The 25,985-nt window shown below is 40.0% G+C and carries 21 protein-coding genes and 2 pseudogenes; 13 read left to right on the forward strand and 10 right to left on the reverse strand.

All coding sequences use genetic code 11. The features are described from left to right. Positions 1-70 precede the first annotated feature (70 nt). From fruA to KZ793_RS05570, 8 genes are all read left to right on the forward strand, one after another. Positions 71-1,738, forward strand: a complete 1,668-nt coding sequence (fruA, locus tag KZ793_RS05535) for a PTS fructose transporter subunit IIBC (RefSeq protein WP_225814342.1) — start codon at positions 71-73, stop codon at positions 1,736-1,738. A gap of 152 nt (positions 1,739-1,890) precedes the next feature. After that, positions 1,891-2,796: a GntR family transcriptional regulator YhfZ gene (gene yhfZ, locus KZ793_RS05540; RefSeq protein ID WP_225814172.1), complete on the forward strand. Its 906-nt coding sequence runs from the start codon at positions 1,891-1,893 to the stop codon at positions 2,794-2,796. A 24-nt stretch (positions 2,797-2,820) separates the two neighbouring features. Continuing rightward, on the forward strand, positions 2,821-3,180 hold the full coding sequence (locus KZ793_RS05545; RefSeq protein WP_225814173.1) for a PRD domain-containing protein: 360 nt from the start codon (positions 2,821-2,823) through the stop codon (positions 3,178-3,180). Positions 3,181-3,295: 115 nt separating this feature from the next. Then, a complete protein-coding gene (locus KZ793_RS05550; RefSeq protein WP_225814175.1) occupies positions 3,296-4,474 on the forward strand; it encodes a YhfX family PLP-dependent enzyme in 1,179 nt (392 codons plus the stop codon). 43 nt (positions 4,475-4,517) lie between these two features. After that, positions 4,518-5,408, forward strand: a complete 891-nt coding sequence (locus KZ793_RS05555) for a phosphotriesterase-related protein (RefSeq protein WP_225814177.1) — start codon at positions 4,518-4,520, stop codon at positions 5,406-5,408. Positions 5,409-5,419: 11 nt separating this feature from the next. Beyond that, positions 5,420-5,779, forward strand: a complete 360-nt coding sequence (locus tag KZ793_RS05560) for a DUF2620 domain-containing protein (RefSeq protein ID WP_118984277.1) — start codon at positions 5,420-5,422, stop codon at positions 5,777-5,779. Positions 5,780-5,789: 10 nt separating this feature from the next. Continuing rightward, entirely contained in the window at positions 5,790-7,148 is a 1,359-nt protein-coding gene (locus KZ793_RS05565) for a YhfT family protein (protein WP_225814179.1), read from the forward strand. 88 nt (positions 7,149-7,236) lie between these two features. Then, positions 7,237-8,349 carry an aminotransferase class V-fold PLP-dependent enzyme gene (locus KZ793_RS05570; RefSeq protein WP_397443577.1) on the forward strand — a complete coding sequence of 371 codons (1,113 nt, stop codon included), beginning with the start codon at positions 7,237-7,239 and terminating at the stop codon, positions 8,347-8,349. Positions 8,350-8,695: 346 nt separating this feature from the next. Here KZ793_RS05570 and KZ793_RS05575 read toward each other — a convergent pair whose 3' ends face one another. The 9 genes from KZ793_RS05575 to KZ793_RS05615 all read right to left on the reverse strand — a co-directional run bounded on the left by KZ793_RS05575 (position 8,696) and on the right by KZ793_RS05615 (position 16,449). Beyond that, complete coding sequence (locus tag KZ793_RS05575; RefSeq protein WP_225814181.1) at positions 8,696-9,391, reverse strand: helix-turn-helix transcriptional regulator; 696 nt, start codon at positions 9,389-9,391, stop codon at positions 8,696-8,698. Positions 9,392-9,538: 147 nt separating this feature from the next. Beyond that, complete coding sequence (locus KZ793_RS05580; protein ID WP_225814183.1) at positions 9,539-10,210, reverse strand: LuxR C-terminal-related transcriptional regulator; 672 nt, start codon at positions 10,208-10,210, stop codon at positions 9,539-9,541. Positions 10,211-10,240: 30 nt separating this feature from the next. Beyond that, positions 10,241-10,921 (reverse strand): helix-turn-helix transcriptional regulator, encoded by a 681-nt coding sequence (locus KZ793_RS05585; protein ID WP_225814186.1) that lies wholly within the window; start codon positions 10,919-10,921, stop codon positions 10,241-10,243. Between the two features lie 29 nt (positions 10,922-10,950). Continuing rightward, positions 10,951-11,631 carry a LuxR C-terminal-related transcriptional regulator gene (locus KZ793_RS05590; protein WP_225814188.1) on the reverse strand — a complete coding sequence of 227 codons (681 nt, stop codon included), beginning with the start codon at positions 11,629-11,631 and terminating at the stop codon, positions 10,951-10,953. Positions 11,632-11,660: 29 nt separating this feature from the next. Further along, on the reverse strand, positions 11,661-12,341 hold the full coding sequence (locus KZ793_RS05595; RefSeq protein WP_225814190.1) for a helix-turn-helix transcriptional regulator: 681 nt from the start codon (positions 12,339-12,341) through the stop codon (positions 11,661-11,663). A gap of 29 nt (positions 12,342-12,370) precedes the next feature. Then, entirely contained in the window at positions 12,371-13,054 is a 684-nt protein-coding gene (locus KZ793_RS05600; RefSeq protein WP_225814192.1) for a helix-turn-helix transcriptional regulator, read from the reverse strand. 29 nt (positions 13,055-13,083) lie between these two features. Beyond that, positions 13,084-13,764, reverse strand: coding sequence for a helix-turn-helix transcriptional regulator (locus tag KZ793_RS05605; protein WP_225814193.1), 681 nt, complete (start codon positions 13,762-13,764; stop codon positions 13,084-13,086). Between the two features lie 55 nt (positions 13,765-13,819). Then, positions 13,820-14,512, reverse strand: coding sequence for a PAS domain-containing protein (locus tag KZ793_RS05610; RefSeq protein ID WP_225814195.1), 693 nt, complete (start codon positions 14,510-14,512; stop codon positions 13,820-13,822). A 1,262-nt stretch (positions 14,513-15,774) separates the two neighbouring features. Further along, positions 15,775-16,449, reverse strand: a complete 675-nt coding sequence (locus KZ793_RS05615; RefSeq protein ID WP_225814197.1) for a PAS and helix-turn-helix domain-containing protein — start codon at positions 16,447-16,449, stop codon at positions 15,775-15,777. Positions 16,450-17,569: 1,120 nt separating this feature from the next. On the opposite strand from KZ793_RS05615, the gene KZ793_RS05620 reads away from it, so the two are divergent. The 4 genes and pseudogenes from KZ793_RS05620 (at position 17,570) to KZ793_RS05635 (ending at position 21,681) form a co-directional block, all read left to right on the forward strand. Then, positions 17,570-18,451, forward strand: coding sequence for a phage tail protein (locus tag KZ793_RS05620; RefSeq protein WP_225814201.1), 882 nt, complete (start codon positions 17,570-17,572; stop codon positions 18,449-18,451). A gap of 675 nt (positions 18,452-19,126) precedes the next feature. Next, positions 19,127-19,756: pseudogene (locus KZ793_RS05625) on the forward strand (phage tail protein); the annotation flags it as partial. A 225-nt stretch (positions 19,757-19,981) separates the two neighbouring features. Next, the gene (locus KZ793_RS05630; protein ID WP_225814346.1) at positions 19,982-20,608 is read left to right on the forward strand and encodes a tail fiber assembly protein; all 627 of its coding nucleotides are present in this window, start codon (positions 19,982-19,984) and stop codon (positions 20,606-20,608) included. Positions 20,609-20,931: 323 nt separating this feature from the next. Beyond that, on the forward strand, positions 20,932-21,681 hold the full coding sequence (locus KZ793_RS05635; RefSeq protein WP_225814203.1) for a phage tail protein: 750 nt from the start codon (positions 20,932-20,934) through the stop codon (positions 21,679-21,681). Positions 21,682-21,962: 281 nt separating this feature from the next. Here KZ793_RS05635 and KZ793_RS05640 read toward each other — a convergent pair. Next, a pseudogene (locus tag KZ793_RS05640) lies at positions 21,963-23,016 on the reverse strand (phage major capsid protein). Between the two features lie 332 nt (positions 23,017-23,348). Here KZ793_RS05640 and KZ793_RS05645 point away from each other — a divergent pair. Next, entirely contained in the window at positions 23,349-25,835 is a 2,487-nt protein-coding gene (locus tag KZ793_RS05645; protein WP_225814206.1) for a BsuBI/PstI family type II restriction endonuclease, read from the forward strand. Positions 25,836-25,985 lie beyond the last annotated feature (150 nt).

The raw sequence follows: 25,985 nt of genomic DNA on the forward strand, positions 1-25,985 counted from the left end.
ATCCCTAATTCGCCGTGATAATGGCGCACGTCGATCCACAACCCTTTTAGCTAACAGCAGGAGAAGTATGATGAAAATGCTGCTTATCGTTGATCCTTCACTCGGACTTGCCGGAAGTTATCTGGTGAAAACTATCCTTAGTGCCGCGGCGGCGGAAAACGGACTGATACTAACAGAAGATCCAGCAGAGGCCGATTTGGTGGTGGTGACCGGCGGTCGCATCCCCACCGATAACACATTGAACGGTAAGCTTGTTTATCTCGGCGACACAGAACAGGCATTGCATGCACCAGAGAGTTTCTTTCAGCGGGCAAAAATCGATGCACAGCCGTACCAGTTACCGGCAACTGACATCAGTTGTGATACAAAACGGATTATCGCGGTTACTGCTTGTCCTACAGGGGTAGCACACACCTTTATGGCCGCTGAGGCCATCGAAACCGAAGCCAAAAAGCGCGGCTGGTGGGTAAAGGTGGAAACGCGCGGCTCAGTAGGTGCGGGCAATGTTATTACGCCGGAAGAGGTGGAAAAAGCGGATCTGGTGCTAGTCGTTGCAGATATTGACGTAGATCTGGCGAAATTTGCTGGAAAACCTATGTACCGTACCTCCACCGGGCTGGCGTTGAAGAAAACAGCGCAAGAATTTGATAGAGCGTTAGCCGAAGCCAAGCTTTTCGAGCCGGAAGGGCAAAATGTTAAAACTGACCAGAGGGAAGATAATACAGGTCTCTATCGGCACTTGCTGACGGGCGTCTCTTATATGTTACCGATGGTGGTGGCGGGTGGACTGTGCATTGCATTGTCATTTGCTTTTGGCATCACCGCATTTAAAGAATCGGGTACATTGGCGGCGGCGTTAATGCAAATCGGTGGTGGCTCGGCTTTTGCTCTGATGGTCCCTGTATTGGCAGGTTACATTGCTTTCTCGATCGCTGATCGCCCCGGCCTGACACCCGGTTTAATTGGCGGCATGTTGGCAACTAGCACGAACGCGGGATTTATTGGTGGAATTATTGCGGGTTTCCTCGCCGGTTACGTAGCGAAGTTGCTTAATACCCAAGTGAAATTGCCGCAGAGTATGGCAGCGTTGAAACCGATCTTGATCATTCCGCTATTTGCTAGCCTGATCACTGGTCTGATTATGATTTACGTTATTGGCAAACCCGTCGCCGGTATCATGGCGGGGCTAACGTATTGGCTCTCTCATATGGGGACAACCAACGCACTCCTGCTAGGAGCCATTTTGGGCGGGATGATGTGTGCTGATATGGGGGGAGCGATAAACAAAGCTGCCTATGCGTTTGGTGTCGGCTTGCTTAGTTCGCAAACCTATGCGCCAATGGCTGCCATTATGGCAGCGGGGATGGTTCCCCCGCTGGCTATGGGAGTGGCGACACTGATTGCCCGGCAGAAGTTTGATAACGTTCAGCGGGAAAGTGGTAAAGCCGCATTGGTGTTGGGCTTATGTTTTATTTCCGAAGGCGCGATTCCCTTTGCTGTCCGCGATCCGATGCGGGTGCTCCCATGTTGTATCGTTGGTGGTGCGGTGACTGGAGCGATCTCTATGGCAGTGAGTGCGCAGTTGATGGCACCGCACGGTGGCCTGTTTGTGTTGTTGATTCCAGGTGCTATCACACCAATACTGGGTTATTTGATGTCGATTATTACCGGTACCTTGTTGGCGGGATTGATCTATGCACTGCTTAAGCGTCCAGAAACGACCACGACTAAAACATAAAAACAGAAATTATTAGTTATCAAGCTAAAATCATTGAAATTGCAGAAAATTACCTATTTATTCGTGACCTCATTCGCATTTTTGCTATTTTCCGATTGTTATTTGCCTGCTTAAATTGGATATAAATACATTCAAAAAAATGAAGAATTATTATGAGTCATGGGCTGCTTAAAAAAGAGGGGGTTGCTCAGGCGTGTCTGGCACGTTATCTGCTAGGTGAGCGCTGTGGTAATCGGTTGAAAACGATTGAAGAGCTGTCATCTGACTATGGGTTGTCTGTTGGGTTAGTTCAATTTGCATTAAAAAAATTGGAGAGTTCTGGTGCGGTTTACGTGGAACGGCGGGGGCGCAATGGCAGCTATCTGGTCAGTATGGATCACAAGGCACTGTTAGCCCATGCTGATATTAGTAACGTGGTTTGTGCAATGCCGCTGCCTTATACCCGATTGTATGAGGGGCTGGCGAGCGGTTTGAAAGCGCAATTTGAGGGCATTCCATTTTACTTTGCCCACATGAGAGGTTCAGATGCTAGGGTGGAATGCTTGCGTAAGGGTATTTATGACTTGGCAGTGGTATCACATTTGGCGGCGCAAACTTATCTGGCACAAGGTGATGTTTGTACCGTGCTTGAATTGGGGCCACATACCTATGTTGGTGCACACCAACTGATTTATCGTAAAGGAGGTGAACATAATATCCGTCGTGTTGGGCTGGATCATCGTTCTGCCGACCAGAAAATCATGACAGAAGTGTACTTTGCCGGGCAGGATATCACGTTGGTGGATATTTCTTACCACGAGAGCCTGTATAAGGTAGCGAAAGGTGACATTGATGCAGTGATCTGGAACGTTAGCAGAGAAGTTGAACTCAGTTCTAGGGAGCTTATTGCAGTACCGCTGCGTGGAAGTGCATGTTTTATCCAAGCCTCTGAAGCGGTAGTTTTAACCAGAGCTGATGACATTCTGATTCAACAACTTTTACGTACTATGGTGAATAAAACAGAGTTGTTGGCTCATCAACAACGTGTACTGGCAGGCCAGCAGGACCCAAGTTATTAATTTGGCATGGATGGAGTTAACGAAATGGAAAATCGACTGAATCTGCTCTGTCAGGGAAATGTCATTGATCAGGATATCTGTGATGGCCTGTTACAAGTTGTGGTACAGCTTGAAAATGATTGGGAAATCCCTGTCAGGAATGCGCTAGGGGAAATAGTAATAACACATATGGCTAATGCGTTGATGCGCTCACGCCGGGGAGAACAAATCGGTTCAATGGATGTTGAACTGCTGATGGAAGTACGTCAATCGGGTGTCTTTTCTCATTTGCAAGCGATTAACGCTTCGCTGTTGGCACATTTTGACGTGCAATTACATCCCTGTGAGGAGGGTTATCTGCTAGCAAACTTGTTTAGCCTTTGGGCGGCAAGGGGGCAGTGGTAGCACAACAACAGAGATGAAGGGAATTTTTTTTCCATCAAATATTCAAAAAAATGATGATTTAACATCTAGCTTATTGCAATGGCATTGATCGCCGAAGGAGTACAGGAGGTACAGCATGTTTATGCATGCGCTGAACAAACAAAATCCGGCACTGATTGAGGCAGCCCAGATGTTGTGGGCGCGAGGGGTCTTACTGCCTGATACTTATGTTATCGACGTTGATCAGGTTTTAGAAAATGCCAGACGATTGCTTGCGGTAGCGGAGCATCATGGTATTGCGCTCTATCTGATGACCAAACAGGTTGGGCGTAACTCTTGGTTGGCACGTAAACTGATAGAACTGGGTTATCAGGGTGTCACCGTGGTGGATTTTAAAGAAGCCAGAGTCTTGATGAATGGCAAGATCCCGGTAACTCATGTAGGCCATCTGGTACAGATCCCTCGAAATATGGTCTCTTCAGTGATGCAGCAACATCCGGAAGTGATCACAGTATTTTCTTTAGAAAAAGCGGAGGAAATTTCCAGTCTGGCGCAGCGTGAGGGAAATGTGCAACGCATTATGCTGAAAATCTATGATGATCATGATCATTTATATCCAGGTCAGGAAGCGGGTTTTCACTTGTCGGCATTGCACACCATCGTTCAGCGCATTATGGCAATGCCCGGTGTAAAACTGACGGGGTTGACACATTTTCCTTGCTTGCTGTGGCAAGAGGATCAGCAGCAGACACTGCCGGCGCCAAACTTATTTACTTTACTAAAAGCAAAAGACATTTTACGCCAAACTGGGGTTGAGGTGACGCAGATAAATGCGCCGTCGGCGTCAAGCTGTAGCACACTGCCGTTACTGGCAAAGTATGGAGTTACCCATACCGAGCCTGGACATGCGCTAACAGGAACAATCCTTGCCAATTTTCGGGGAGAGCAGCCAGAACGCATTGCTATGCTCTATCTGACGGAAATATCCCACCGATTTAACGGTAACAGTTACTGCTATGGGGGCGGTTATTACCGTCGTGGACGGGCGCATAACGCGCTGATATTCCTGCCAAACGGCCAGATCACCGCCACTCACCTGTTACCGATGGATGACACCAGTATTGATTACCATTTTCCTCTGAGCGGTGAATTTCCGGTCGGCTGTGCTGTCGTATTGTGCTTTCGCACCCAGATATTTGCTACTCGCAGTGATGTGGCGTTGGTTAGCGGTATCCAGTCAGGGCATCCGGTCTTGGAAGGGCTTTATGACAGCCAGGGAAATCCTATCCCGATTAATGGAGAAAATAGCCTGTGACTAGATGCATCTCCACTCTGTTCGTCTTCGGACCGTCTTACTCATGACTCAGCAAAACAGAATTGACGCGTCCGGCTATACCTATGCACATGAGCACCTGCATCTCGATTTATCGTCATTTAAAAACAGCATTGACTGCCGGCTGGATCAGTACGACCTGATTTGTGAAGAGATGAAAACACTGGTCAGCTTGGGTGTACACAATATTGTGGAAATGACCAATCGTTACATGGGACGTAACCCACAGTTTATGCTGGATTTGATGCGGGACTCTGGCATTAATGTAATAGTTTCAACTGGCTATTACCAATCTGCCTTTTTTCCTGAACATGTCGCACATACCACAGCTCGACAACTGGCGGATGAAATGATCGCTGAGATTGAGTGGGGTATCGACGGTACGACGCTGAAAGCTGGAGTGATTGGGGAAATTGGTTCCAGCAAGGGGGTGATTACGCCTGATGAAGAGAAAGTATTTTATGCTGCGGCTATAGCCCATCTGGAAACCGGGCGTCCTGTTTCGACCCATACGACATTAAGCACGATGGGTCTTGAACAACTGACGTTACTGAAAAAGCACGGTGTAGATGCTGAACGGGTGGTTATTGGTCACTGTGATCTTAAAGATAATCTGGACAACATCTTGCGCATCATTGAACAGGGGGCCTACATCCAGTTCGACACGATTGGCAAAAACGATTACTACCCGGATGAAAAGCGGATCGCTATGTTACAGACCCTGGCCCAACGTGGCTTACTTAACCGCGTCATGTTATCGATGGATATTACCCGCCGTTCTCACTTAAAAGCCAATGGTGGCAATGGTTTTGCCTATTTAATCACCACCTTTGTGCCGATGCTAAACCGGGCGGGATTAACGCAAACCGATATTGATTTGATGTTACGTGATAACCCAACGCTATTTTTCAACTAAAGGAAAAACATATGAGATTTGTTATTGGAGGACAAATTGAGAAAGAAAAAATTGCTGAAACTTTACGCCGTCTGGCCGGGGATAAAACCTCATCCATTACCGTGATGGGCGACATAGATGCCGCTATGGCGCTTAAGAGTGGTCATGCGGATTACTATTTGGGAGCCTGTAATACCGGTGGAGGCGCTTTGGCAATGGCAATTGCTATTGTTGGTATTAACAAATGCGCCACCATCAGTATGCCAGGCAAGATCCTGCTTGATGAAGAAATTATTGCCCATGTTAACGCCGGGAAAACCGCATTTGGTTTTACGGGTCAGGATATAGACGCGGTTATTCCGGTGATTATCAAGGCTATTTTTTCTTCATGAGGACAGGAAAATGGAATATGAATTTTTCAGCCGTTTAATGGAAATTGATCCGTTTAAAGCGGGTTTGTTGGCGGTGATTGGTGGGATATCTGCCATGATGGCTAACCGTGGTATTGCAGTATTTCATGATGGGCTACGTCCTTTAATGCCGGAGCATCTGGAAGGGCGTATGAATCGTAAAACCCTGGCTGCTACCAGTTTTGCGCTAAGTTTTGGGCTGGTTATCGGCTTTGGTATTCCGTTCTCGTTGACCGCCCCGATTATTCTGGTGCATAGCTTATTATTGGGAACCGATGTCATTGGTACTTGGTGTGCAAACAGTAAAAAAGGTTTCATACTTTCTGCTGTTTTGGGGGCGCTGTATGCCGTTGCTCTAATGACCGGTTTACGATCTGTGGTCGATATCTTTGCCCATTTGCCGGTTAATTTCATGGGCAACCTGAGTAAAGTTGGCGATCCTATCGTAGCCTGCTTTGCACTGTTTCCGGCGATTGTTGTGGCCTATCAATACGGATATGGCAAAGGAATATGGGTGCTGATTGCGACATTGGTGGGGTATATCGCGACGAAAGCGGTAGGATCATTGAGTTTTGGTGGGGCTCTGAGCAAACCGGTGCAATTAGATCCTAACGGGATAGCCCTGCTGATCTCGATGATTGTGATGTTTTACTTTGCTATGAAACAGCGTGCTCCCAAAGCCGATGAGGGATCTGCTCCGGCCAAAGGCGCGAATGAGATGCTGGTTGGACTATTCTCCACGCGTATACAGCGTATTCAAAATAACATCTGGTTGCTGGTATTAAGTGGTGGTTTGACTGCGGTAGCGGCTTCGATGTCACTCAGCCTGTTGGCGGAAGGTCCGGTATCACTGCAACTGATGGCGCAGGGGGAAGGGGCTAATGCTATGTTGGTGGCGCTTGCCAGGGCGATCAGCTTTGTGCCGTTAGTCGGTATGACCGCCATTGCTACTGGGGTTTATAGCCCGGTCGGCATGAAGTTCGTGTTTGTCGCTGGGTTAGTCACGAATAATCTGTGGATTGCCTTCATTGCCGGTAGTTTGATTATGTTTGTGGAAATCAAACTGCTGGCAAGAATTGCTATCTGGTTGGATAAATATCCCGGAGTCAAAGCTTGTGGTGAGCATATTCGTACGGTTATTACCCGCATGTTAGAAGTTGCCTTATTGGTGGGGGGAATGATGGCTGCCAACGCCATTCTGCCGGGCATGGGATTTATGGTGGTGGCGGGTATTTATCTACTCAACCGTACGGCTAAACGTCCTTTGGTTGAAATGGCGATTGGGCCGATTGCAACGATTGTGGTTGGTGTGCTAGCTAACGTCATCTATCTGGTATCTAGTGGGCATTAGTTAATTGAATAAAATTTCCCCTTTATTTTGTGATGATAAAAATAGAGGGGAAGTGCGGGAGAACAGATAGTTCAGGAGAACAGATAGTATGGGAGAGCAGATATTGAACACCTATCCATTACCTAGTCTGAGCATGGAACAGGCGCAGCACAAGCAATTTCGTTTAGTTGATATTATCTGCCGCCATTTTCCCGGTGCGGATTTTCTCACTACCGGAGATTTAGGGTTGGTGCCGGGATTGAACCGGCCACAGATAACGCAACGTGTTGAACAGGTCGTTGCCGATTTCTTTTCTGCTGAGGCTGCTGTGTTAGTGCAAGGGGCGGGAACTGGGGCAATACGTTGTGGGCTGGCGGCATTACTTAATGCGGGTGGTAGCCTGCTGGTTCATGATGCGCCGTTATATCCCTCGACAGCGATGATTGCTGAGCAGATGGGTTTGCATCTGGTGCGGGCTGATTTCAATCAATCCGAACAAATACGGGCTGCGATTTTGCAACATTCGCCGGTGGCGGGGTTGGTACAACACACACGACAGAAAATTGATGATGCTTATGAGTTGGCAGAAGTCATATCACTGCTGAATGCCGCATCACTATCGGTTCTGGTTGACGATAACTATGCTGCCATGAAAGTGGAACGTATCGGTTGTGAATGGGGTGCTGCGTTATCGGCCTTCTCTAGCTTTAAACTGTTTGGCCCGCAAGGTGTCGGTGTTGTGGTCGGTCAACAAGCGGCAATAGAGCGCATCCGGCGTAGTATGTATTCCGGTGGCAGTCAGGTACAGGGATTTCAGGCATTGGAAGTATTGCGTGGATTGGTATTTGCCCCGGTGATGCATGCTGTGCAGGCTCAGGTGAGTGAAACATTAGTGTCTCAGCTTAATCAGGGCGCTATTCCTCAAGTAAAACAGGTGGTTATCGCCAACGCGCAATCGAAAGTATTGCTGGTGGAGTTTTACGATGAGATTGCTGAACAAGTACTTCATGTTGCTCATAAACTTGGTGCGCTGCCATATCCGGTGGGCGCTGAATCGAAATTTGACATTCCACCACTGTTTTACCGGTTGTCCGGTACATTCCGTCAGTCTGATCCCTCGTTAGAGAGACGGATGATAAGGATAAATCCCAATCGAAGCGGTGCGGAGACGGTAATAAGGCTCCTGAGTCAAAGTTGTGCACAAGCCGTCGCCTTACGATAATGAAAGGCTAAGAAACAAGCAGAAAATTATTCTGGATGCAGTGACATCCGCCACAATGGGCGGTATACCCTTCATCTTTCAAACTGCTGCTTTGTTGGCTGCTTTCACTCACCCCAGTCACATAGTTATCTATGCTCCTGGGGATTCATTCACTTGCNNGAAATCTATTAGGTATATATCGTCTGTCATCCAAAATGTGTGCAATATTTTCTGAGTATGGGGAAATCGATATCAAGGCTTATCGATCCTGAATTAATGTAAAAGTCGGTGATATCATTAGTTGTATTCCTAATTATTAACAAAATTAATCAATAAATAAGTCGCAGTTAATAGTAAAATTAATTAGCTATAATATAAAATGGCCTATGGATAGAAAATACCTGGGTGGAATATAGAGATCATAACCTTTTTCTTTGCAAAGTAATCGTAACTCTGTCACTGAGTTGACAGATAATTTTTCGTAGATACTTTCAAAATGTTTTTCCACCGTATGGAATGAAATATTCATTTCAGTGGCCGTATCATTATTATTCATACCACAGCAAAATAGAAAAATAACCACCCACTCTTTCTCATTTAGCAAATCATTAGGTGGTCTGAGGCAGGCTGACGTTGGTATATTGTTCTTAATATAATGATAAACCGTAAAGTGCTCTAATTCTCTGGCGTGAGAGATAATGCCGATACAGTGATTATCCTCACTCATCAATGGATATTTTTCGCAAAAATAGGATTTAGGCGGTCGACCATTACCTTGAGGATAAGTGCCGACAGAGCATACTTTCTGCATACTTTCTAAGACCCTGCGATCATGTTCTTTAAAGTGATGAGCAAAACCATTAACGGGTATTGGTAATTCATCAACAGTATACCCTATAATATTAAAGTTTTCCGGTAACTTAATGACTTTAATAAAATTGGTATTTGCATAAATAAAACGGGATTCCTTATCTTTTACAAACCAAGGATCGGGGCTTCTGTCCCATATATGTGTTAATTGAGGGGTAATAAAAGGGACTTGTTTTAATCCTGATTTATTCATAAATATCCTTTAAGATAATTATTGCTTTTTTAAATTATTGAATGTAAATTTTTCATTGAAAGAAAAGCATATTTCCATAGGGTTGTATATTTTATCAATAAATAATTAACAAAGGTAGTATGTAGAAACTGGGAAATAATACGTAATCTAAGACAATAAAAACCTTTCTGGGATATAGTGATCAAAATTATTGGCTCGACAATACTCTTCCAACTGTTGACTAGAGTGAATCCCGATTTTACGGTATATCCTTGTCATATGTTCTTCAACCTCACGATAGACGATATTCAATATTTTCTCAATTTGTTTTCTGGAGTGTTTCTGTAAGCAGAAAAAGATGATATCCCACTCCCGTTGAGTAAAAAGATCGGAGGGTGGTTGGAGTAGTATGGATGGTGGTAATTTATCATAATATTGATATAGGCAGGTCAATGAATACTCTTTGGCTTTCCACAGATGGTACATAATTCCCATACAATTACCGTTGTTATGATAAAGAGGCAATTTTTCACAGAAATAGGATGACAAAGTTTGCTCTTGCCCAAATACATGGGTTTCGAGTGAACAGACTCTTTCGCCTTTAGTCATGACATTTTTATCGTGGATAATAAATTCTTTGGCGAACTCAGCGCCATCCCAGGGCAATTCATGATCATAAAGTCCTTCATAATCAAATGACTCTTTAAAATTATGAATAAACTTCTTTGTGGCTGAATTACCGTAGATAAAGTTTGAAGAACTATCCTTTATTCCCCACGGTTCATTGCTTATTGCCATTGTATTAATAATTTGAGGCGATATTGCATAGTTCTTCTTCATTTTAGTAAAAACTCCTTTGTAATCTAAGGGCTATAGAAATGTTCTGTTGCCAGGTTGCACAAATCTTTTTGGTACATAGAGATCATAATCATTGGTGCGACAATACTCTTCTAATTGGTAACCAGAGTGGACACCAATCCGTTTATATATACGCGAGATATGGGTTTCAACCGTACGATAGGAAATATTTAACATTCTACCGATTTGCTTACTAGTATATTTGTGTAACATCAGGAAAATAACATCCCATTCCCGTTGAGTAAAGAGATCAGTTGGTGGTTGGAACATAATATTGGCTGGCAGTTTTCCACGAAATAGTCGGGTGAATGAGAAATCCTGAACTTGCCAACCGTGATATATCGTTCCTATACAGCTTCCGTCTTCATGATAGAAAGGATATTTTTCAAAGAAGTAGGATGACAGAATTTGTTCTTTAAAAAATTTATGTGTTACAAGTGAACATATTCGTTCTTCCTTTTCCATCACTATCTTATCATTGTCCATGTAATCTTCAGCAAATTCGGCACCATCCCAAGGAAGATCATAATCATAAAGACCCTCATAGTCAAAGGAACGTGAAATATTTTGAACGCGATTACATGCTTGATTAGCATAAATAAAGCATGAGCTTTTATCTTTTATTCCCCAGGGCTCATTACTTTGCTCCATTGTATTAATAACCTGAGGGGAGATTATATAGTTTTTGTTCATATTAGTGAGACTCCTTTTTAATCTAAGGGCTAAAGAAACATTTTGCTTTCTGGATGTACAAATCTTTTTGGCACATAGAGATCATAATCATTGGTGCGACAATATTCTTCTAGTTGATAACCGGAGTGAACACCAGTCCGTTTATATATGCGTGAAATATGGTTTTCAACCGTACGGTCGGAAATATTTAACATTCTACCGATTTGCTTATTGGTATACTTGTGTAACAGGAGAAAAATAACATCCCATTCCCGTTGAGTAAAGAGATCAGTCGGTGGTTGGAACATAATAGATGCTGGCAGTTTTCCACGAAATAGTCGAGTGAATGAGAAATCTTGAGCTTGCCAACCATGAAATATCGTTCCTATACAGCTACCATCTTCATGGTAAAGAGGGTATTTTGCGCAAAAATAGGATGACAGAATTTGTTCTTTCCCAAATGTATGTGTTTCAAGTGAACATATTCGTTCTTCCTTTTCCATCACCATTTTATCTTGAGTCACATGTTCTTTAGCAAATTCGGCACCATTCCAAGGAATATCAGAATCATAAAGGCCCTCATAGTTAAAAGAACTTGAAATATTGTGAAGACGTTTACATGCCTGATTGACATAAATAAAGCATGAGTTTTCGTCCTTTATTCCCCAGGGCTCATTGCTTTGGTTCATTGTATTAATAATCTGAGGTGATACTGCATAGCTCTTATTCATATTACTAACAACTCCTTTTAATCTAAAGGCTAAGGGAACATTCTGCTTTCTGGATGCACAAATCTTTCTGGTACATAGAGATCATAATCATTGGTGCGACAATACTCTTCCAATTGGTAACTAGAATGAACACCAATCCGTTTATATATGCGTGAGATATGGGTTTCAACCGTACGATAGGAAATATTTAACATTCTACCGATTTGCTTATTGGTATATTTGTGTAACAGGAGAAAAATAACATCCCATTCCCGTTGAGTAAAGAGATCAGTCGGTGGTTGGAACATAATAGATGCTGGCAGTTTCCCACGAAATAGTCGGGTGAATGAGAAATCCTGAGCTTGCCAACCATGATATATAATGCCTACACAGCTTCCGTCTTCATGATAAAGAGGGTATTTTGCAAAAAAGTAGGATGACAGAATTTGTTCTTTTCCATGTACATGTGTCTCGAGTGAACATATTCTTTTTTCCTGTTCCACCACTTTTCTATCATGGGTCATGTATTCTTTGGCAAATTCGGCTCCATCCCAGGGCAATTCATGCTCATAAAGTCCTTCATAGTCAAAAGAGCTTGAAATATTTTGAAGACGCTTACATGCCTGATTGACATAAATATAGCGTGTATTTTCATCCTTTATTCCCCAGGGCTCATTGCTTTGCTCTAATGTATTAATGATTTGAGGTGATATTATATAGTTCTTCTTCATGTTAGTGAGAGCTCCTTTTAATCTAATGGCTAAGGGAACATTCTGCTTTCTGGATGCACAAATCTTTTTGGCACATAGAGATCATAATCATTGGTGCGACAAAACTCTTCCAATTGGTAACTGGAATGAACACCAATCCGTTTATATATGCGTGAGATATGGGTTTCAACCGTACGGTAGGAAATATTTAACATTCTACCGATTTGCTTACTGGTATATTTATGTAACAGGAGGAAAATAACATCCCATTCCCGTTGAGTAAAGAGATCGGTCGGTGGCTGGAATATAATATTTGCTGGCAGTTTTCCATAAAATAGCCGGGTTAATGAAAAATCCTGGGCTTGCCAGCCATGATATATAGTACCTATACAGCTTCCATCTTCATGATAAAGAGGTTGTTTTTCAAAAAAATAAGATGATAGAATTTGTTCTTTTCCAAATGTATGTGTTATAAGTGAATATACTCTTTCTTCTTTTTCCATCACTTTTCTATCATGAGCAATGTATTCTTTGGCAAATTCTGCCCCATCCCAAGGCAATTCATGATCATAAAACCCTTCATAATCAAATGATTCTTTAAAATTATGAATAAGCTTTTTTGTTGCTGAATTACCGTAAACAAAACATGAGTTTTTATCTCTTATTCCCCAAGGTTCATTACTTTGCTCCATTGTGTTAATAACCTGAGGAGAGATTATATAGTTTTTATTCATATTACTAACAACTCCTTTTAATCTAATGGCTAAGGGAACATTCTGCTTTCTGGATTCACAAATCTTTTTGGCACATAGAGATCATAATCATTGGTGCGACAATATTCTTCCAATTGGTAACTCGAATGAACACCAATCCGTTTATATATGCGTGAGATATGGGTTTCAATCGTACGGTAGGAAATATTTAACATTCTGCCGATTTGTTTACTGGTATACTTGTGTAACATTAGGAAAATAATATCCCATTCCCGTTGAGTAAAGAGATCGGTCGGTGGCTGGAACATAATATTGGCTGGCAATTTTCCATGAAATAGCCGGGTTAATGAGAAATCCTGAGCTTGCCAGCCATGATATATAGTACCTATACAGCTTCCATCTTCATGATAAAGAGGGTATTTTTCAAAAAAATAAGACGAAAGAATTTGTTCCTTTCCAAAAGTATGTGTTAAAAGCAAACATACTCTTTCTTCTTTTTCCATCACCTTTTGATCATGAGCGATGTACTCTTTGGCAAATTCGGCCCCATCCCAGGGTAATTCATGATCATAAATCCCTTCAAAGTCAAAAGAACATGAAATATTGAGAAGACTTTTACATGCCTGATTGACATGAATGTGGCATGAGTTTTTATCCTTTATTGCCCAGGGGGCATTACTCTGCTCCATTGTATTAATAACTTGAGGTGAAATAATTAATTTATTGTCCATGTCATCACTCCTCTTTCTAGTCTTAAAGTTAGATTATTGATATTTAATCTTATAATCAATTTAACTCTAAACTACCAATAGTGACGAATCTTGCCGGAATATAAAGATCAAGTTTATTTTCTTTACAGAAATCTTTTAATTCTTCGTGTAATGGCAAATTGAACTTTTGGTAAATTGATTGAATATGATTAACTACATCTTCGGGACTTATCATTAACTCTTCACCGATTTTTTCTTCATCTAATGAGCGCAGAGTTAGAAAGAGAATTTCCCATTCAGTTTGTGTTAATTTGTCATTAGGGGCGGTAAATTCCAACGTCGCCGGAAGGGTTTTTTCATAATAGTAAGCAGTAGAAAAGTTTTTGGTTTTGCACATATGAAAAGTGAGCCCAATACAATTGCCATCTTCATCACAAAGTGGGTATTTATTACAAAGATAGATTTGTTTAATCTTATGCTCTTCAAATGGATGCGTTTCTAGTGAACTAACGCGTTGCATTGTTTGAAGAACTTTTTGATCCTGAAGGTGGAATTCTTTTTCATATTCTGCAATAGGTGAGGGTAATTCACCTGTTGAAAGCCCGGTAATATCGAAATCTTCAGGCAAATTGAGCAGTTGATAAAAAGCAGAATTGGCATAAATAAATCTTGATTGGAGATCTTTAGCTCCCCAAGGTTCATCGCTGTTTTCCCACATATGAATTAATTGTGGGGTGATATTATTAGGTCTGTTTTTCATATGTTGCATTGGTGACTCCTGAACGATTATTTCAATTGTTATCTGACATATTTGTTAACTAATTATACTCAAAATGCCTTGGTAATATAATAGAATATAATAACTTGCTCGTCAAAATACATATATTTATTAATTAAACCTTTTATTGTTATATAATGGAACTTTTAACATTAATGGATATAACAAAAAATACTATTTTGTATAAAAACATTTTAGATCACTTACTAGATAGTAAAATTAATGAATAATCTTTTTAAGTCATGAGTAATTAAGTGACGTAGATCAAAAACTTTCTGTCATTAACTGAAGAATGAGGGAACGGTTGTCATAACGATGATAGGTAATAGAATGAAAAAGAAGGTGTTATTTTTAGAGCGGAATAATGGCGAAAAAATGGCATTTAATCAGAATAATATTCGATCAATTAAAGAATACTTTTTAAACGGCACATACAGGTCATTGTAATTCGGTAAACTATATTTTGGAAATGTCAGAATAATCAACTATATGAAGTTTTCAGTCTAAAAGCTGTGTCTGAATTTGCCTGCTTCTGACAATAGCTATTATTAAATAAAATTAAGGTTAGGTAAATTCTATGAAATTAAATTATTGAAGAATAATTAAATAAAAAACTTACTTAAAATGGTATAGTCCGAGATATAAAGTTGTATTTCAAGTTCCACTTAGATGTTTGTCACAATCACATTCTTACCCCATTTTCCGAAGTTTTTATCAATGATTTTCTGTTTTGGCAGTGCCAGCGAGATAACGTCGGAGGCAAAAAATTGACCTGATTTTCATCAATTTCAGAATATTCCTGTATTTTTTAACGCAAATTGATTGCATTGTTGATCATCTATTAATACTTAAGTGGTAATAATATGGTAAAAATTTCGATTAAACCCACGCCATTGTAGATTTAATTTTGGGTATATTTTATCGTTGACATGACACCCTTTGATTATTTCTCCAAAAAATTAAATAAGTATTAAGTTGTTTATGTAACTGATATTTTTAATATCTATACCCAATGGATTTCAAGATGCATCGCGACGGCAAGGGAGCGAATCCCTGGGAGCATAGATAACTATGTGACCGGGGTGAGTGAGTGCAGCCAACAAAGAGGCAACTTGAAAGATAACAGGTATAAAAGCTCTGTCGGTATAATTCGAGATAATATCACTATCCATTGATGGTAGGATTGCATCATACCGACAGAGATAAACTATTTAATCATGTTTTTTATGACTAGAAAATACTAAATGGAATTATTAAAATAGTAAAAATTTTTCGGGTACATAGCGTTTAAAATTGTTGATGGTACAATATTCTTCCAGTTGTTGATTGGAGTCAACACCTATCTTGTGATATATATTGGTCATATGGGATTCAACTGTACGGTAAGCAATATTTAATATTTTTCCAATCTGTTTCCTGGTGTATTTTTGTAGAAAGAAGAAAATAATATCCCACTCACGTTGGGTGAACGTATCTGTTGGTGGTTGGAATATAATAGATGTGGGTAGATCGTTATAATATTGATATAGGTTAATTAATGAAAAATCTTTGGCTTTCCATCCATGAAAAAAGATGCCTATACATTCCTTTGCATCGTTATATAGTGGTGATTTTTCTTGGAAGTAAGACGATAAGATTTTTTCTTTTCCATACGTATATGTTTCGAGTGAACAGACTCTTTCTCCTTTTGTCATTACAATTTTATCATGATCAATAAATTCTTTCGCAAACTCTGCTCCATTCCAGGGAAGTTCGTCATCAAAAAGCCCTTCATAATCAAATGGAGCTGGAATGTTTTGAATAGATTTTAGGGCCAGATTACCATAAATAAAGCGTGAATTTTTATCTTTGATTCCCCACGGTTCATTGCTTGCTTCCATCGTGTTTATTATTTGTGGTGAAATATATGTTCCATTAATTTTGTTCATGATTAATCCCTATATAGCTGATGATAAGTTTATAATACTCTGCGACCCTAAATGATCAATATTTATAGGGTGTAAAAGAGGATAGCTATTTTTCTTGCAGTAGCCTTCGAATGAGTGAGTTTTTAGTAAAATAACTCTGTATCGTTTCAAAATATATTTTATCTTGGTGGAGGAATCCTTGTTCATATTCTAAGATTATCCAATATAATTTATATGTTTAAATGACTATATTTTTATTCTTCGTACAAGTTAAGATTAAAGTGATGCTGTTTAGTCTACTTTTTATATTTTGCATAGTAAATCCTTGGTGATTACTTAAGACATTATCTGAATGATTTAAGTAATAATTCCACTTAAAATAACTTAATTCTATAGCATAGAGCAACAATTTGTTTTTCAAGGGAAAATACACTGTTAATTAAATTCTTTATTGTTTAATAAAGAAAATTTAAATACACGCAAATATATTTATAGATATTATTTTAAAATAAAATTATTTAATAATGATATTTTTTATGAATGTTCAATGATAGCTGGTAATGCTTATTTTTTCGATGGTAATTATTGATGAATGGTTGTCAATAGTCTCGGCATATTGTATCGATCAATAGATTTAACGTTTCTGTAATTAATAAAAACTCCTTAATTGAAAGTATTATTAGTAAGACTAGGTGAAATGTCACTGTGATTATTTTAACTTTTTGTGAAATTATGATGGTTAAAATTGCTGAGATAAAAAATAAATCAATCTGAAAATATGAAAAATTTAGGGAATTATTATTAAACCTTAATGATTTATACCTAATAGATTTCGAGTTGCAGCGCGGCGGCAAGTGAATGAATCCCCAGGAGCATAGATAACTATGTGACTGGGGTGAGTGAAAGCAGCCAACAAAGCAGCAGCTTGAAAGATGAAGGGTATATTTGTATAATAGTAAATACAGACACAACTTCAATTACTGCTAATTATATAAAAATAATTAACCTTATAAGTAATAAGAACGCTGCATTATTTTTTTTCTGAACTAGACTTGATTGGCGTGAATTGCAAGGAGGGTGTTTTACAATAATTCAATATATTGATTATAAAATAACATTATTTAATTTCAGGAGAAAATACATGAGTTATAAAAATGATTTTAAGGCTTTTTCTATTAGTGATAATGCGAATGTGGTAAATCAAGAAAAATATGAAGAAAACCAAAGTTTGAAGACTGGATTTTCACCAGATAATGTTCCCACTCACTTGTTAAATAAGGTATTACGTCAAGCGTCAACCATATCATCTGTCGTGGCTGATTTTATCGCGACACGATCTGGCAATGATGTTTTGGATGATGGAAATATAGCCAAACTCACCACTCAATTAAATAAAGCGTTAGAACAAAAAATTACAACAGACATTCCTAGCGCCTCATTAACACAAAAAGGTGTTGTCCAGCTTACAAATGTGATTGGCAATAGCGATACATTAGCGGTTACACAAAAGCTTGTTCAGGAAGTAATAAATTCATTACGCGAATATACTCGCGAAGAGATAGATAACCGGATTAAAACAGCCAATGAAATTCCTGTTGGTTCTCCTATTCCGTGGCCGTTATCCTATCCACCTATCAACTATCTCGTTTGTAACGGTGCATTTTTTAATAAGTTGCAGTATCCAAAGTTAGCAGAAGTTTATCCTGATGGCAGATTACCCGATCTAAGAGGCGAATTTATCCGTGGCTGGGACAGTGGTCGAAATGTGGATCCATCTCGTTCAATATTGTCGTGGCAGGAAGGGGCTTATTTGGTACAGAATGTTGATCAGACTGATAATTTTATTATTACCCCCTCGCGTAATGAGTTCACAAAATTGCAATGGGATATTCCCCAGAATAACAATATTTCGGTAAAAGCTGTACATTATGAAGTTAAGACAGACTGGACTGCGAATTCTGCATTTATAGGGGTATCAAGGCCCCGCAATATAGCATTTAACTACATAGTGAGAGCAGCATAATGACTGAACAAAATACCCTTTAAATCAGAAATAGCAGTAGAGATTGTTCTACTTGGATGGAGGGAATTTTGACCCTTTTTTAAAGGTAAATTTTAATTTATTGATTTTTAAGTAAATATTATTTGTCTCGTAAAAAAGGGTTTTTTATTTTTTATAATGATTACTCTTCAACATTCAATAGCTTGGGGTTAATATGTAACAAAAGGTGTACTGCCGTGCAGGCAGCTTAAAAAGTCAGCACTCTCATTTACCGACTCGTTTTCAGAACTGGTGATTTAAGTTGTATTGATGAGAACAATGAATGTATGTTTTATGAAGATAGAGAATTCTGTGGCATTTCAGAATACTATCGTTTAGATGTTCGTGTCCAAATTCCGGAAGATTCATCTTGGAACTTAAAATAGAAGGAGTTACAAGAAGAGATAGAAGGAATAAGAGCAAAATAGTTTTCAGATATTAAATATAAATGGTTTGGATATGTTTTCGATTCTAAAATATTTAATTACTTATTGCGGTTAATTATATAAAAACAGTCAATCTCCTAATAAATAGGAATGCTGTATTACTCTTCTTTCTGAACTAGACTTTAATTTGAATGAATTACAGGTGGATTGTTTTTACAGTAATTAAATATGTTGATTATAAAAAATATTATTTTGCTTAAGGAGTAAGTGCATGAGTAAAAAAAATGATTTTAAGGCTTTTTCTATTAGCAATAATGCTAATGTGATTAGCCAGGAAAAATATGAAGAAAGTCAGAGTTTGCAAACTGGATTTCCACAAGATGGTATTACCACTGATATGCTAAATAAGGCATTACGTCAGTCTTCCACGATATCCTCTGTAGTCGCTAATTTTATCGCCACACAATCGGGCAATGATGTTCTGGACGATGGGAATATAGGTGAACTCACCACCCAATTAAATAGAGCGCTGGAACAGAAAATGACAACAAAGGTTCCTGATGCCTCATTAACACAGAAAGGTATTGTTCAGCTTACCAATGTGATTGGCGATAGCAATACATTGGCTGTTACACAAAAGCTTGTTCAGGAAATAATAAATTCATTACGTGAGGAAATTAATGTACCTGTGGGTTCTCCCATTCCGTGGCCGTTACCCTATCCACCTATCAACTATCTCGTTTGTAATGGTGCATTTTTTAATAAGTTGCAGTATCCAACGTTAGCCGAAGTTTATCCTGATGGCAGATTGCCCGATCTAAGAGGCGAATTTATCCGTGGCTGGGACAGTGGTCGAAATGTGGATCCATCTCGTTCAATATTGTCGTGGCAGGAAGGGGCTTATTTGGTACAGAATGTTGATCGGGCGAGTAATTTTATAATTACCCCCTCGCGTAATGAGCTCACAAAATTGCAATGGGATATTCCCCGAAATAACAATATTTCGGTAAAAGCTGTATATTATAAAGCTCAGACAGATTGGACTGCGAATTCTGCATATATAGGAGTATCAAGGCCCCGCAATATAGCATTTAACTACATAGTAAGAGCAGCAGCATGTAACATCATGACAGAACAAAAATACTCTTTAGAACATGAAACAGCCGTATTGGGTAAAGATGGTTTAGCTATTCAACCCGGTTGGATAAAAGTTTATCACACGAATCAAATTACCCGAGAATTCATAAACTCTGATATCGAATATGTCATGCTCGGTGTCAGTCTGTCAGCCGGAGCTTATCCCGACGCGCCAGAGCTTTCCGATTCTCACGATAAGGCTGTTTGTCGCAGTGTAGATGGTCAGTGTTGGGAAATTGTCCCTGATTATCGGGGAAAAATAGCTTACGATACGTTAACACGAACTCAACAGGAAATTACTGAACTGGGTGAATTACCTAAGACTCTGACCTTAAAGCAACCTGCCACCGATTTTGATAAATGGGATGGCACAAAATGGGTCACTGATAATGTAGCCCTAAAAGCAAATCAGATTGAACAAGCGGAGCAGCGGCGTGTAACTCTGTTGCGACACGCGAATGAATCCATTGCATTACTGCAAGATACTGTTGATTTAGATATCGCTACCGAAGTAGAAAAATCTGCTTTACTGAGATGGAAAAAATACAGGGTAATGCTCAATAGAGTAAATATTTCGCTGTCTCCCGATATTGAATGGCCGGAACAGCCGAGGTAATGAAAAAATGACCTGAATAAACAGGTCATTCATACAATGATTTTGTTGATGTTGGAATTAGGATACGGAAAGAAATTCAGTCTATAACTTGAAATAGAAAAATTATAGTAAGAAATGAAAGAGGGGAGAGAATAGTAACTTATTGATATTGAATTGCCTATTATAACCAATTATACAAAAATAGTTAATATTCTCATTGAGAATAAAGTCCTATTATTATTTTTTTGAACTAGACTTTGATTGATGTGAACTGCGATAAATCATTTTTACAATAATTGAATATATTAATTGTAAAATAATGTTATTTAATTCAAGGAGGACATATGAGTCCCAAGCATGATTTTAAAGATTTTTTTATTAGTAATAATGCAAATGTAGTGAGTCAAGAGAAATATGAAGTAAGTCCGGATTTGCAGACAGAATTTCCGCCAAATGATATTCCTTCTCATTTGTTAAATAAGGTATTTCATCAATCATCAACTATATCAGCCGTCGTAGCTAATTTTATTGCCGAACAATCTGGCGAGGATGTTTTGGATCATGGTGATATAACCAAACTTACTGCTCAATTAAATAAAGCATTAGAGCAGAAGATTTCAGATATCTCTAACATTCCTGTAGGTATTCCTGTTCCTTGGCCGACTGCCATACCGCCTGCTGAGTGGTTGCAGTGTAATGGGGCGGTTTTTGATAAGTCAAAATTTCCAAAATTAGCAGAAGCTTATCCTGATGGTAAATTACCTGATTTGAGAGGGGAATTTATTCGGGGTTGGGATGATAGACGAGGTGTTGATAGTGGCCGTAGAATTTTAACTGATCAGGGGGATGCTATCCGAAATATTCAGGGTTCATTCGCTGGCATGATAGCCCCAAACTATCATTTGGCAACAAGAGGGGCTTTTTATGCTAGTCAAGTTCTTGGAATAGCTACAGATGGCAGTTTCAAATCGGTAAATATTTCTGACACGGATACTCCATACGGCTTTGGATTCCTGGCGTCAAGAGTTGTTCCTGTAGCCTCAGAGAATCGCCCTCGTAATATCGCATTTAACTACATTGTAAGGGCAGCATAATGATGTGTCCGTTTGGCCCTTATTGCTATTAATAGATAGTTATACCCGTTATCTTTCAAGCTGCCTCTTTGTTGGCTGCACTCACTCACCCCGGTCACATAGTTCTCTATGCTCCCGGGGATTCGCTCCCTTGCCGTCGCGATGCAACTCGAAATCTATTAGGTATATAAGGATGAATGTTTATTCAGTTTTGAAAAAACATATTCTGAAATGATATTCTGAAAATATTCCGAAAGTGATTTGTGTCATAAAAAAAGCCACCTAACGGTGGCCTTTTATTTCTAACCAACTGTTTTACAGCAAGTTTTCATTTGGTGCCCAGGGCGGGTACGAATACCGGTTTCATGGTCAACAATGAAATAGACACGCTTGAAGTCACCCAGACCGATCACACCTTCTGGCATAAATTCGAGATAGTGGACAGGCAACCTCAGCAGCATATCCGGATCACCCTCCTGTAAACGTTCCCGCCAGATATAATCACCATTGCCGTTTTTCAGCTTCTGCACCTGAGCGGCTGTGCAGGAGTTCATCACCCAGACGGCATTTTTACGGTATTTGTTCTTGAGTAAGAATTTCAGGTCAATCAGGCCGCGGTAACTTCCAGTTTTTGCAATGTGCCAAACGCGCGAATCTTGTCAGTTTGGGTATCACGGGGATAAGACAGGAAGCCTTTCGCTTTTTTACTGCCGTCACCGCTGACGAAATCCGTTTCTTCGGTATCAACAAACGTGTCGGCAATTTCAGCGGTCAACCAACCTAAGATACCCACATCGCTAAAATCGATGATTTCTTGGGTGGTTTTAGGGTAGGCGTAGATGGGGAATAGCTTAATGCTGACTTCTTCCATCTTCGGTGTAGCAGTCTCACCGCGTGCCTTACCTTCTTCGCCGTGTGCTACGGCTGCGAAACAAGCTGTTTATATTCATTGCTGCGTGTGGTTTTCACTGAACAGATCCGGCGCATAACCGACTCATCTGTCAGTTGTTGCATGATTTGTTTGTTCAGTTCTGGAATAACGGTATAACCACCGTCTGATGGAACACCCGTAGATAAGGCGCGGGTTTCGCCAGTCAGAACATAGTGGCGCAGTTCGTCATTGCTAAGTTTTTTGCTGGTCGGCTGGTTTTTTGCCTGACTGCGTTCTTCATCAGCCAGCGCTTCATAACGGGCAATTTCAGTATTCAATGTGTCGGACTAGCTGCGCAATTCGTTGAACTGTTTGGCTTCATCGGCATTGAGTGAGCGCTTTTCGTTTTCGGCTTTGGTGAGTAGTGAACGCATTTGTTGGGTTAAATCGGTTTTTTGTTGGCGTAATTTGAGTAATTTTTTCATAGTGTTTTGATATAAGGTATGTCGGATTAAATTAGCTATAATTTTTAACGCTATGAAAAATAATGTGAAGTTATCTATTTATGATGGATGATTACACAAAATTAGAAACAGGTCTAAACAAAGGCCTATTATTTGTGTAATCTGACAGCCTGCTTGGTTCCAAAAGTGGACATTACTAATTGAGCGTTGTATCTAATCTTGGGTCAGATCAATCTTCTTCTATTATCTATTTGTAGTAACATTGCCATCCAGTGAAGCGTTTTGATTCTCAGGATCATCTCTGGGAAAGAACAATTTGTAGTTTTGAACTTTTGTAACTAAGTAGGAATATGATGCGCCTGTTGGAATTGGCTGAACAAAACAGAAAAGAAGCGAGTAAGCTGCTCAATCCTAAGACCAAATCAGCGTTCGGTCAATTTATGACCCCAGCACCAATTTGTTTGTTCTTGGCAAGTCTATTCGACAACATCAAGAGTAACGTAAAGCTACTTGACCCCGGCTGTGGGGTGGGGTCGCTTTCAGCTGCATTTATCGATCGAGCTTTGTGCCTGGGAGTCGAAAGGATAGAGCTTGATGTCTACGACATCGAAGATGTGATGTTACCGTTCCTAGATAAAACATTGGAAGCCTGTAGTAAGGAGTTTGGGGAAAATTTTTCATATAAGGTTAACAAAACAGACTACATTATTGATACAAGTCTACTCGTGGAAAATCTTTTCAATAGTGAAGAGATTGAAACGTATAGCCATGTGATTATGAACCCACCATACAAAAAAATTCTATCTTCCAGCGCTCATCGAATTTCGCTGAGCAATGCAGGTATAGAAACGGTTAATTTATACTCAGGATTTGTTGCCTTAGCTTTAAAACAGTTGAAGCAGGGAGGCGAGTTGGTGGCAATCATTCCACGGTCTTTCTGTAATGGCCCGTATTATCAACCTTTCCGTGAACAATTACTTTCAGAAACGTCCATCAAGCACATCCATATTTTTGACTCTCGTAATACTGCTTTTGCAGAAGATAAAGTTCTTCAAGAAAATATTATCGTTCACTGTATCAAAGGTGTTTCACAGGGTGAAGTAACAATCACTTCAAGCCCAACGTCCGATTTTCATCTTGATGAAGAGACAGGGCAAATAACAGCAACGGATATGACTCAACGTAAGGTTTCCATCGACAAGATAGTAAATCCTGCGGATAAACAAAAATTCATTCATATCGCAGTAAGTCCAAGAGAACAAGGTATTATTGAAAGATTGTCACCTTTCACATCAACTTTAGATGATCTAAAAATTCAGGTTAGCACAGGGCCGGTAGTCAACTTCCGACTTCGAGACGACCTCCGCGAAAATTTGGACTCTGAATCAGTGCCGCTTATTTTCCCCCAGCATTTAAATGGGAAAGTTCATTGGCCTCTCGACGGGAAAAAACCAAATGCTATAAGGGTCTCCGATTCATCGCGGTCATGGCTTTGGAAGAATGAAGGTTACTTCTTGATTATAAAAAGGTTTAGTAGCAAGGATGAAAAAAAGCGAATCATGGCTACATTGTATGATTCATCCCTTCCGGGTGATTTGATCGGTTTTGAAAATAAAACCAACGTTTTCCATATTAAAAAAGCTGGTATGGATGCAGATCTTGCCCGTGGGCTTTATGTCTATTTGAATTGCACTTTACTGGACAAATATTACCGCCAATTTGGGGGGCACACCCAAGTAAATGCCTCAGATTTGAGATCGATTCACTATCCTTCACTGAAAGTTTTACGGAAAATGGGCCGTGAGTTGAGCGATGAAATTCTTAATAGTAACCAAATTGATGAAATCATTAATAGGGAGTTAGACTTGATGACAGAAGGAAAAGCTACTGATCCACTTAAAGCGCAAGAAAAAATCGAGCAATCTCTTGAAATATTGCGCTTGCTGGGAATGCCTCGTGCTCAAATAAATGAACGTTCAGCTCTGACCTTACTCGCGCTACTTGACCTTCACCCTGATGGGAGTTGGGAAGAAATTCAAAGGCCTATGATAGGCGTTACTCCGATTATGGATTGGTGCAGAGATGTATATGGCAAAGAATATGCGCCGAACACACGTGAAACTTTCCGCCGACAAACACTTCACCAATTCTGCGATGGCGGAATCGCTTTATACAATCCTGATGAACCTGATCGGGCTGTTAACTCACCTAAATCCTGCTATCAATTAGCGCCTGAATTACACACTGTATTGTTAACTTACGGTACTCCTGAATGGGATATATCAATCAAGGAGCATATGGGCAATATTTCCACCTTGGTTGAACAATATGCCATGGCGAGAAAAATGGAAATGCTCCCTCTAAAGCTGAACGATGGTACAGATCTAATCTTAAGCCCTGGTTCCCATAGCCAGCTGATCAAGGATATCATTGTTGAGTTTGGGCCTCGCTTCGCCCCAGAAGCCGAAGTTATATATATCGGAGATACCGGTGAGAAAGAAGCTCATTTCCGTAAAGAGCGACTTGCAGAGTTGGGTGTCATTGTTGACCGCAAAGGAAAATTGCCTGATGTTGTTCTTTATTGGAAAGAGCGTAATTGGTTGCTGTTAATCGAGTCTGTTACATCTCATGGCCCAGTTGATGGAAAACGCCACGGCGAATTAGCAAAATTATTTGCGAATGCTAAACCCGGGTTGGTATATGTCACCGCATTCCCTGACCGTAAAGTGATGGCAAAGTATCTTATGGATCTATCGTGGGAAACGGAGGTTTGGGTCGCCGATGCTCCGACTCACATGATACATTTGAATGGCGATCGATTCCTTGGCCCACACACTTAAGCAAACGAACTAATCATACAATGAGTAATGGAGCCCGAACATCGGCTCCATTTTTTTACTGTACTTACATGCTTTTTTGTCTGGGGCGTTCTGCCAGAGCAAGTGATAGCTAATGCAACAAGTTCTTAAATAATAGCTTTTTTCCTACCC

The sequence above is a fragment of the Photorhabdus antumapuensis genome, assembly GCF_020387775.1.
GTDB lineage: Bacteria > Pseudomonadota > Gammaproteobacteria > Enterobacterales > Enterobacteriaceae > Photorhabdus > Photorhabdus antumapuensis.

Excerpts from the sequence above, each read along its gene's own strand:
- KZ793_RS05560 (WP_118984277.1), top strand. The coding sequence starts at position 5,420 with ATGAGATTTGTTATTGGAGGACAAATTGAGAAAGAAAAAATTGCTGAA.
- KZ793_RS05605 (WP_225814193.1), bottom strand. The coding sequence starts at position 13,764 with ATGGACAATAAATTAATTATTTCACCTCAAGTTATTAATACAATGGAG.
- KZ793_RS05610 (WP_225814195.1), bottom strand. The coding sequence starts at position 14,512 with ATGCAACATATGAAAAACAGACCTAATAATATCACCCCACAATTAATT.
- KZ793_RS05620 (WP_225814201.1), top strand. The coding sequence starts at position 17,570 with ATGAGTTATAAAAATGATTTTAAGGCTTTTTCTATTAGTGATAATGCG.
- KZ793_RS05545 (WP_225814173.1), top strand. The coding sequence starts at position 2,821 with ATGGAAAATCGACTGAATCTGCTCTGTCAGGGAAATGTCATTGATCAG.
- KZ793_RS05645 (WP_225814206.1), top strand. The coding sequence starts at position 23,349 with ATGCGCCTGTTGGAATTGGCTGAACAAAACAGAAAAGAAGCGAGTAAG.
- KZ793_RS05595 (WP_225814190.1), bottom strand. The coding sequence starts at position 12,341 with ATGAAGAAGAACTATATAATATCACCTCAAATCATTAATACATTAGAG.
- KZ793_RS05635 (WP_225814203.1), top strand. The coding sequence starts at position 20,932 with ATGAGTCCCAAGCATGATTTTAAAGATTTTTTTATTAGTAATAATGCA.
- KZ793_RS05600 (WP_225814192.1), bottom strand. The coding sequence starts at position 13,054 with ATGAATAAAAACTATATAATCTCTCCTCAGGTTATTAACACAATGGAG.
- KZ793_RS05590 (WP_225814188.1), bottom strand. The coding sequence starts at position 11,631 with ATGAATAAGAGCTATGCAGTATCACCTCAGATTATTAATACAATGAAC.
- KZ793_RS05615 (WP_225814197.1), bottom strand. The coding sequence starts at position 16,449 with ATGAACAAAATTAATGGAACATATATTTCACCACAAATAATAAACACG.
- KZ793_RS05570 (WP_397443577.1), top strand. The coding sequence starts at position 7,237 with ATGGGAGAGCAGATATTGAACACCTATCCATTACCTAGTCTGAGCATG.
- KZ793_RS05585 (WP_225814186.1), bottom strand. The coding sequence starts at position 10,921 with ATGAACAAAAACTATATAATCTCCCCTCAGGTTATTAATACAATGGAG.
- yhfZ (WP_225814172.1), top strand. The coding sequence starts at position 1,891 with ATGAGTCATGGGCTGCTTAAAAAAGAGGGGGTTGCTCAGGCGTGTCTG.
- KZ793_RS05550 (WP_225814175.1), top strand. The coding sequence starts at position 3,296 with ATGTTTATGCATGCGCTGAACAAACAAAATCCGGCACTGATTGAGGCA.
- KZ793_RS05565 (WP_225814179.1), top strand. The coding sequence starts at position 5,790 with ATGGAATATGAATTTTTCAGCCGTTTAATGGAAATTGATCCGTTTAAA.
- KZ793_RS05630 (WP_225814346.1), top strand. The coding sequence starts at position 19,982 with ATGACAGAACAAAAATACTCTTTAGAACATGAAACAGCCGTATTGGGT.
- fruA (WP_225814342.1), top strand. The coding sequence starts at position 71 with ATGAAAATGCTGCTTATCGTTGATCCTTCACTCGGACTTGCCGGAAGT.
- KZ793_RS05575 (WP_225814181.1), bottom strand. The coding sequence starts at position 9,391 with ATGAATAAATCAGGATTAAAACAAGTCCCTTTTATTACCCCTCAATTA.
- KZ793_RS05580 (WP_225814183.1), bottom strand. The coding sequence starts at position 10,210 with ATGAAGAAGAACTATGCAATATCGCCTCAAATTATTAATACAATGGCA.
- KZ793_RS05555 (WP_225814177.1), top strand. The coding sequence starts at position 4,518 with ATGACTCAGCAAAACAGAATTGACGCGTCCGGCTATACCTATGCACAT.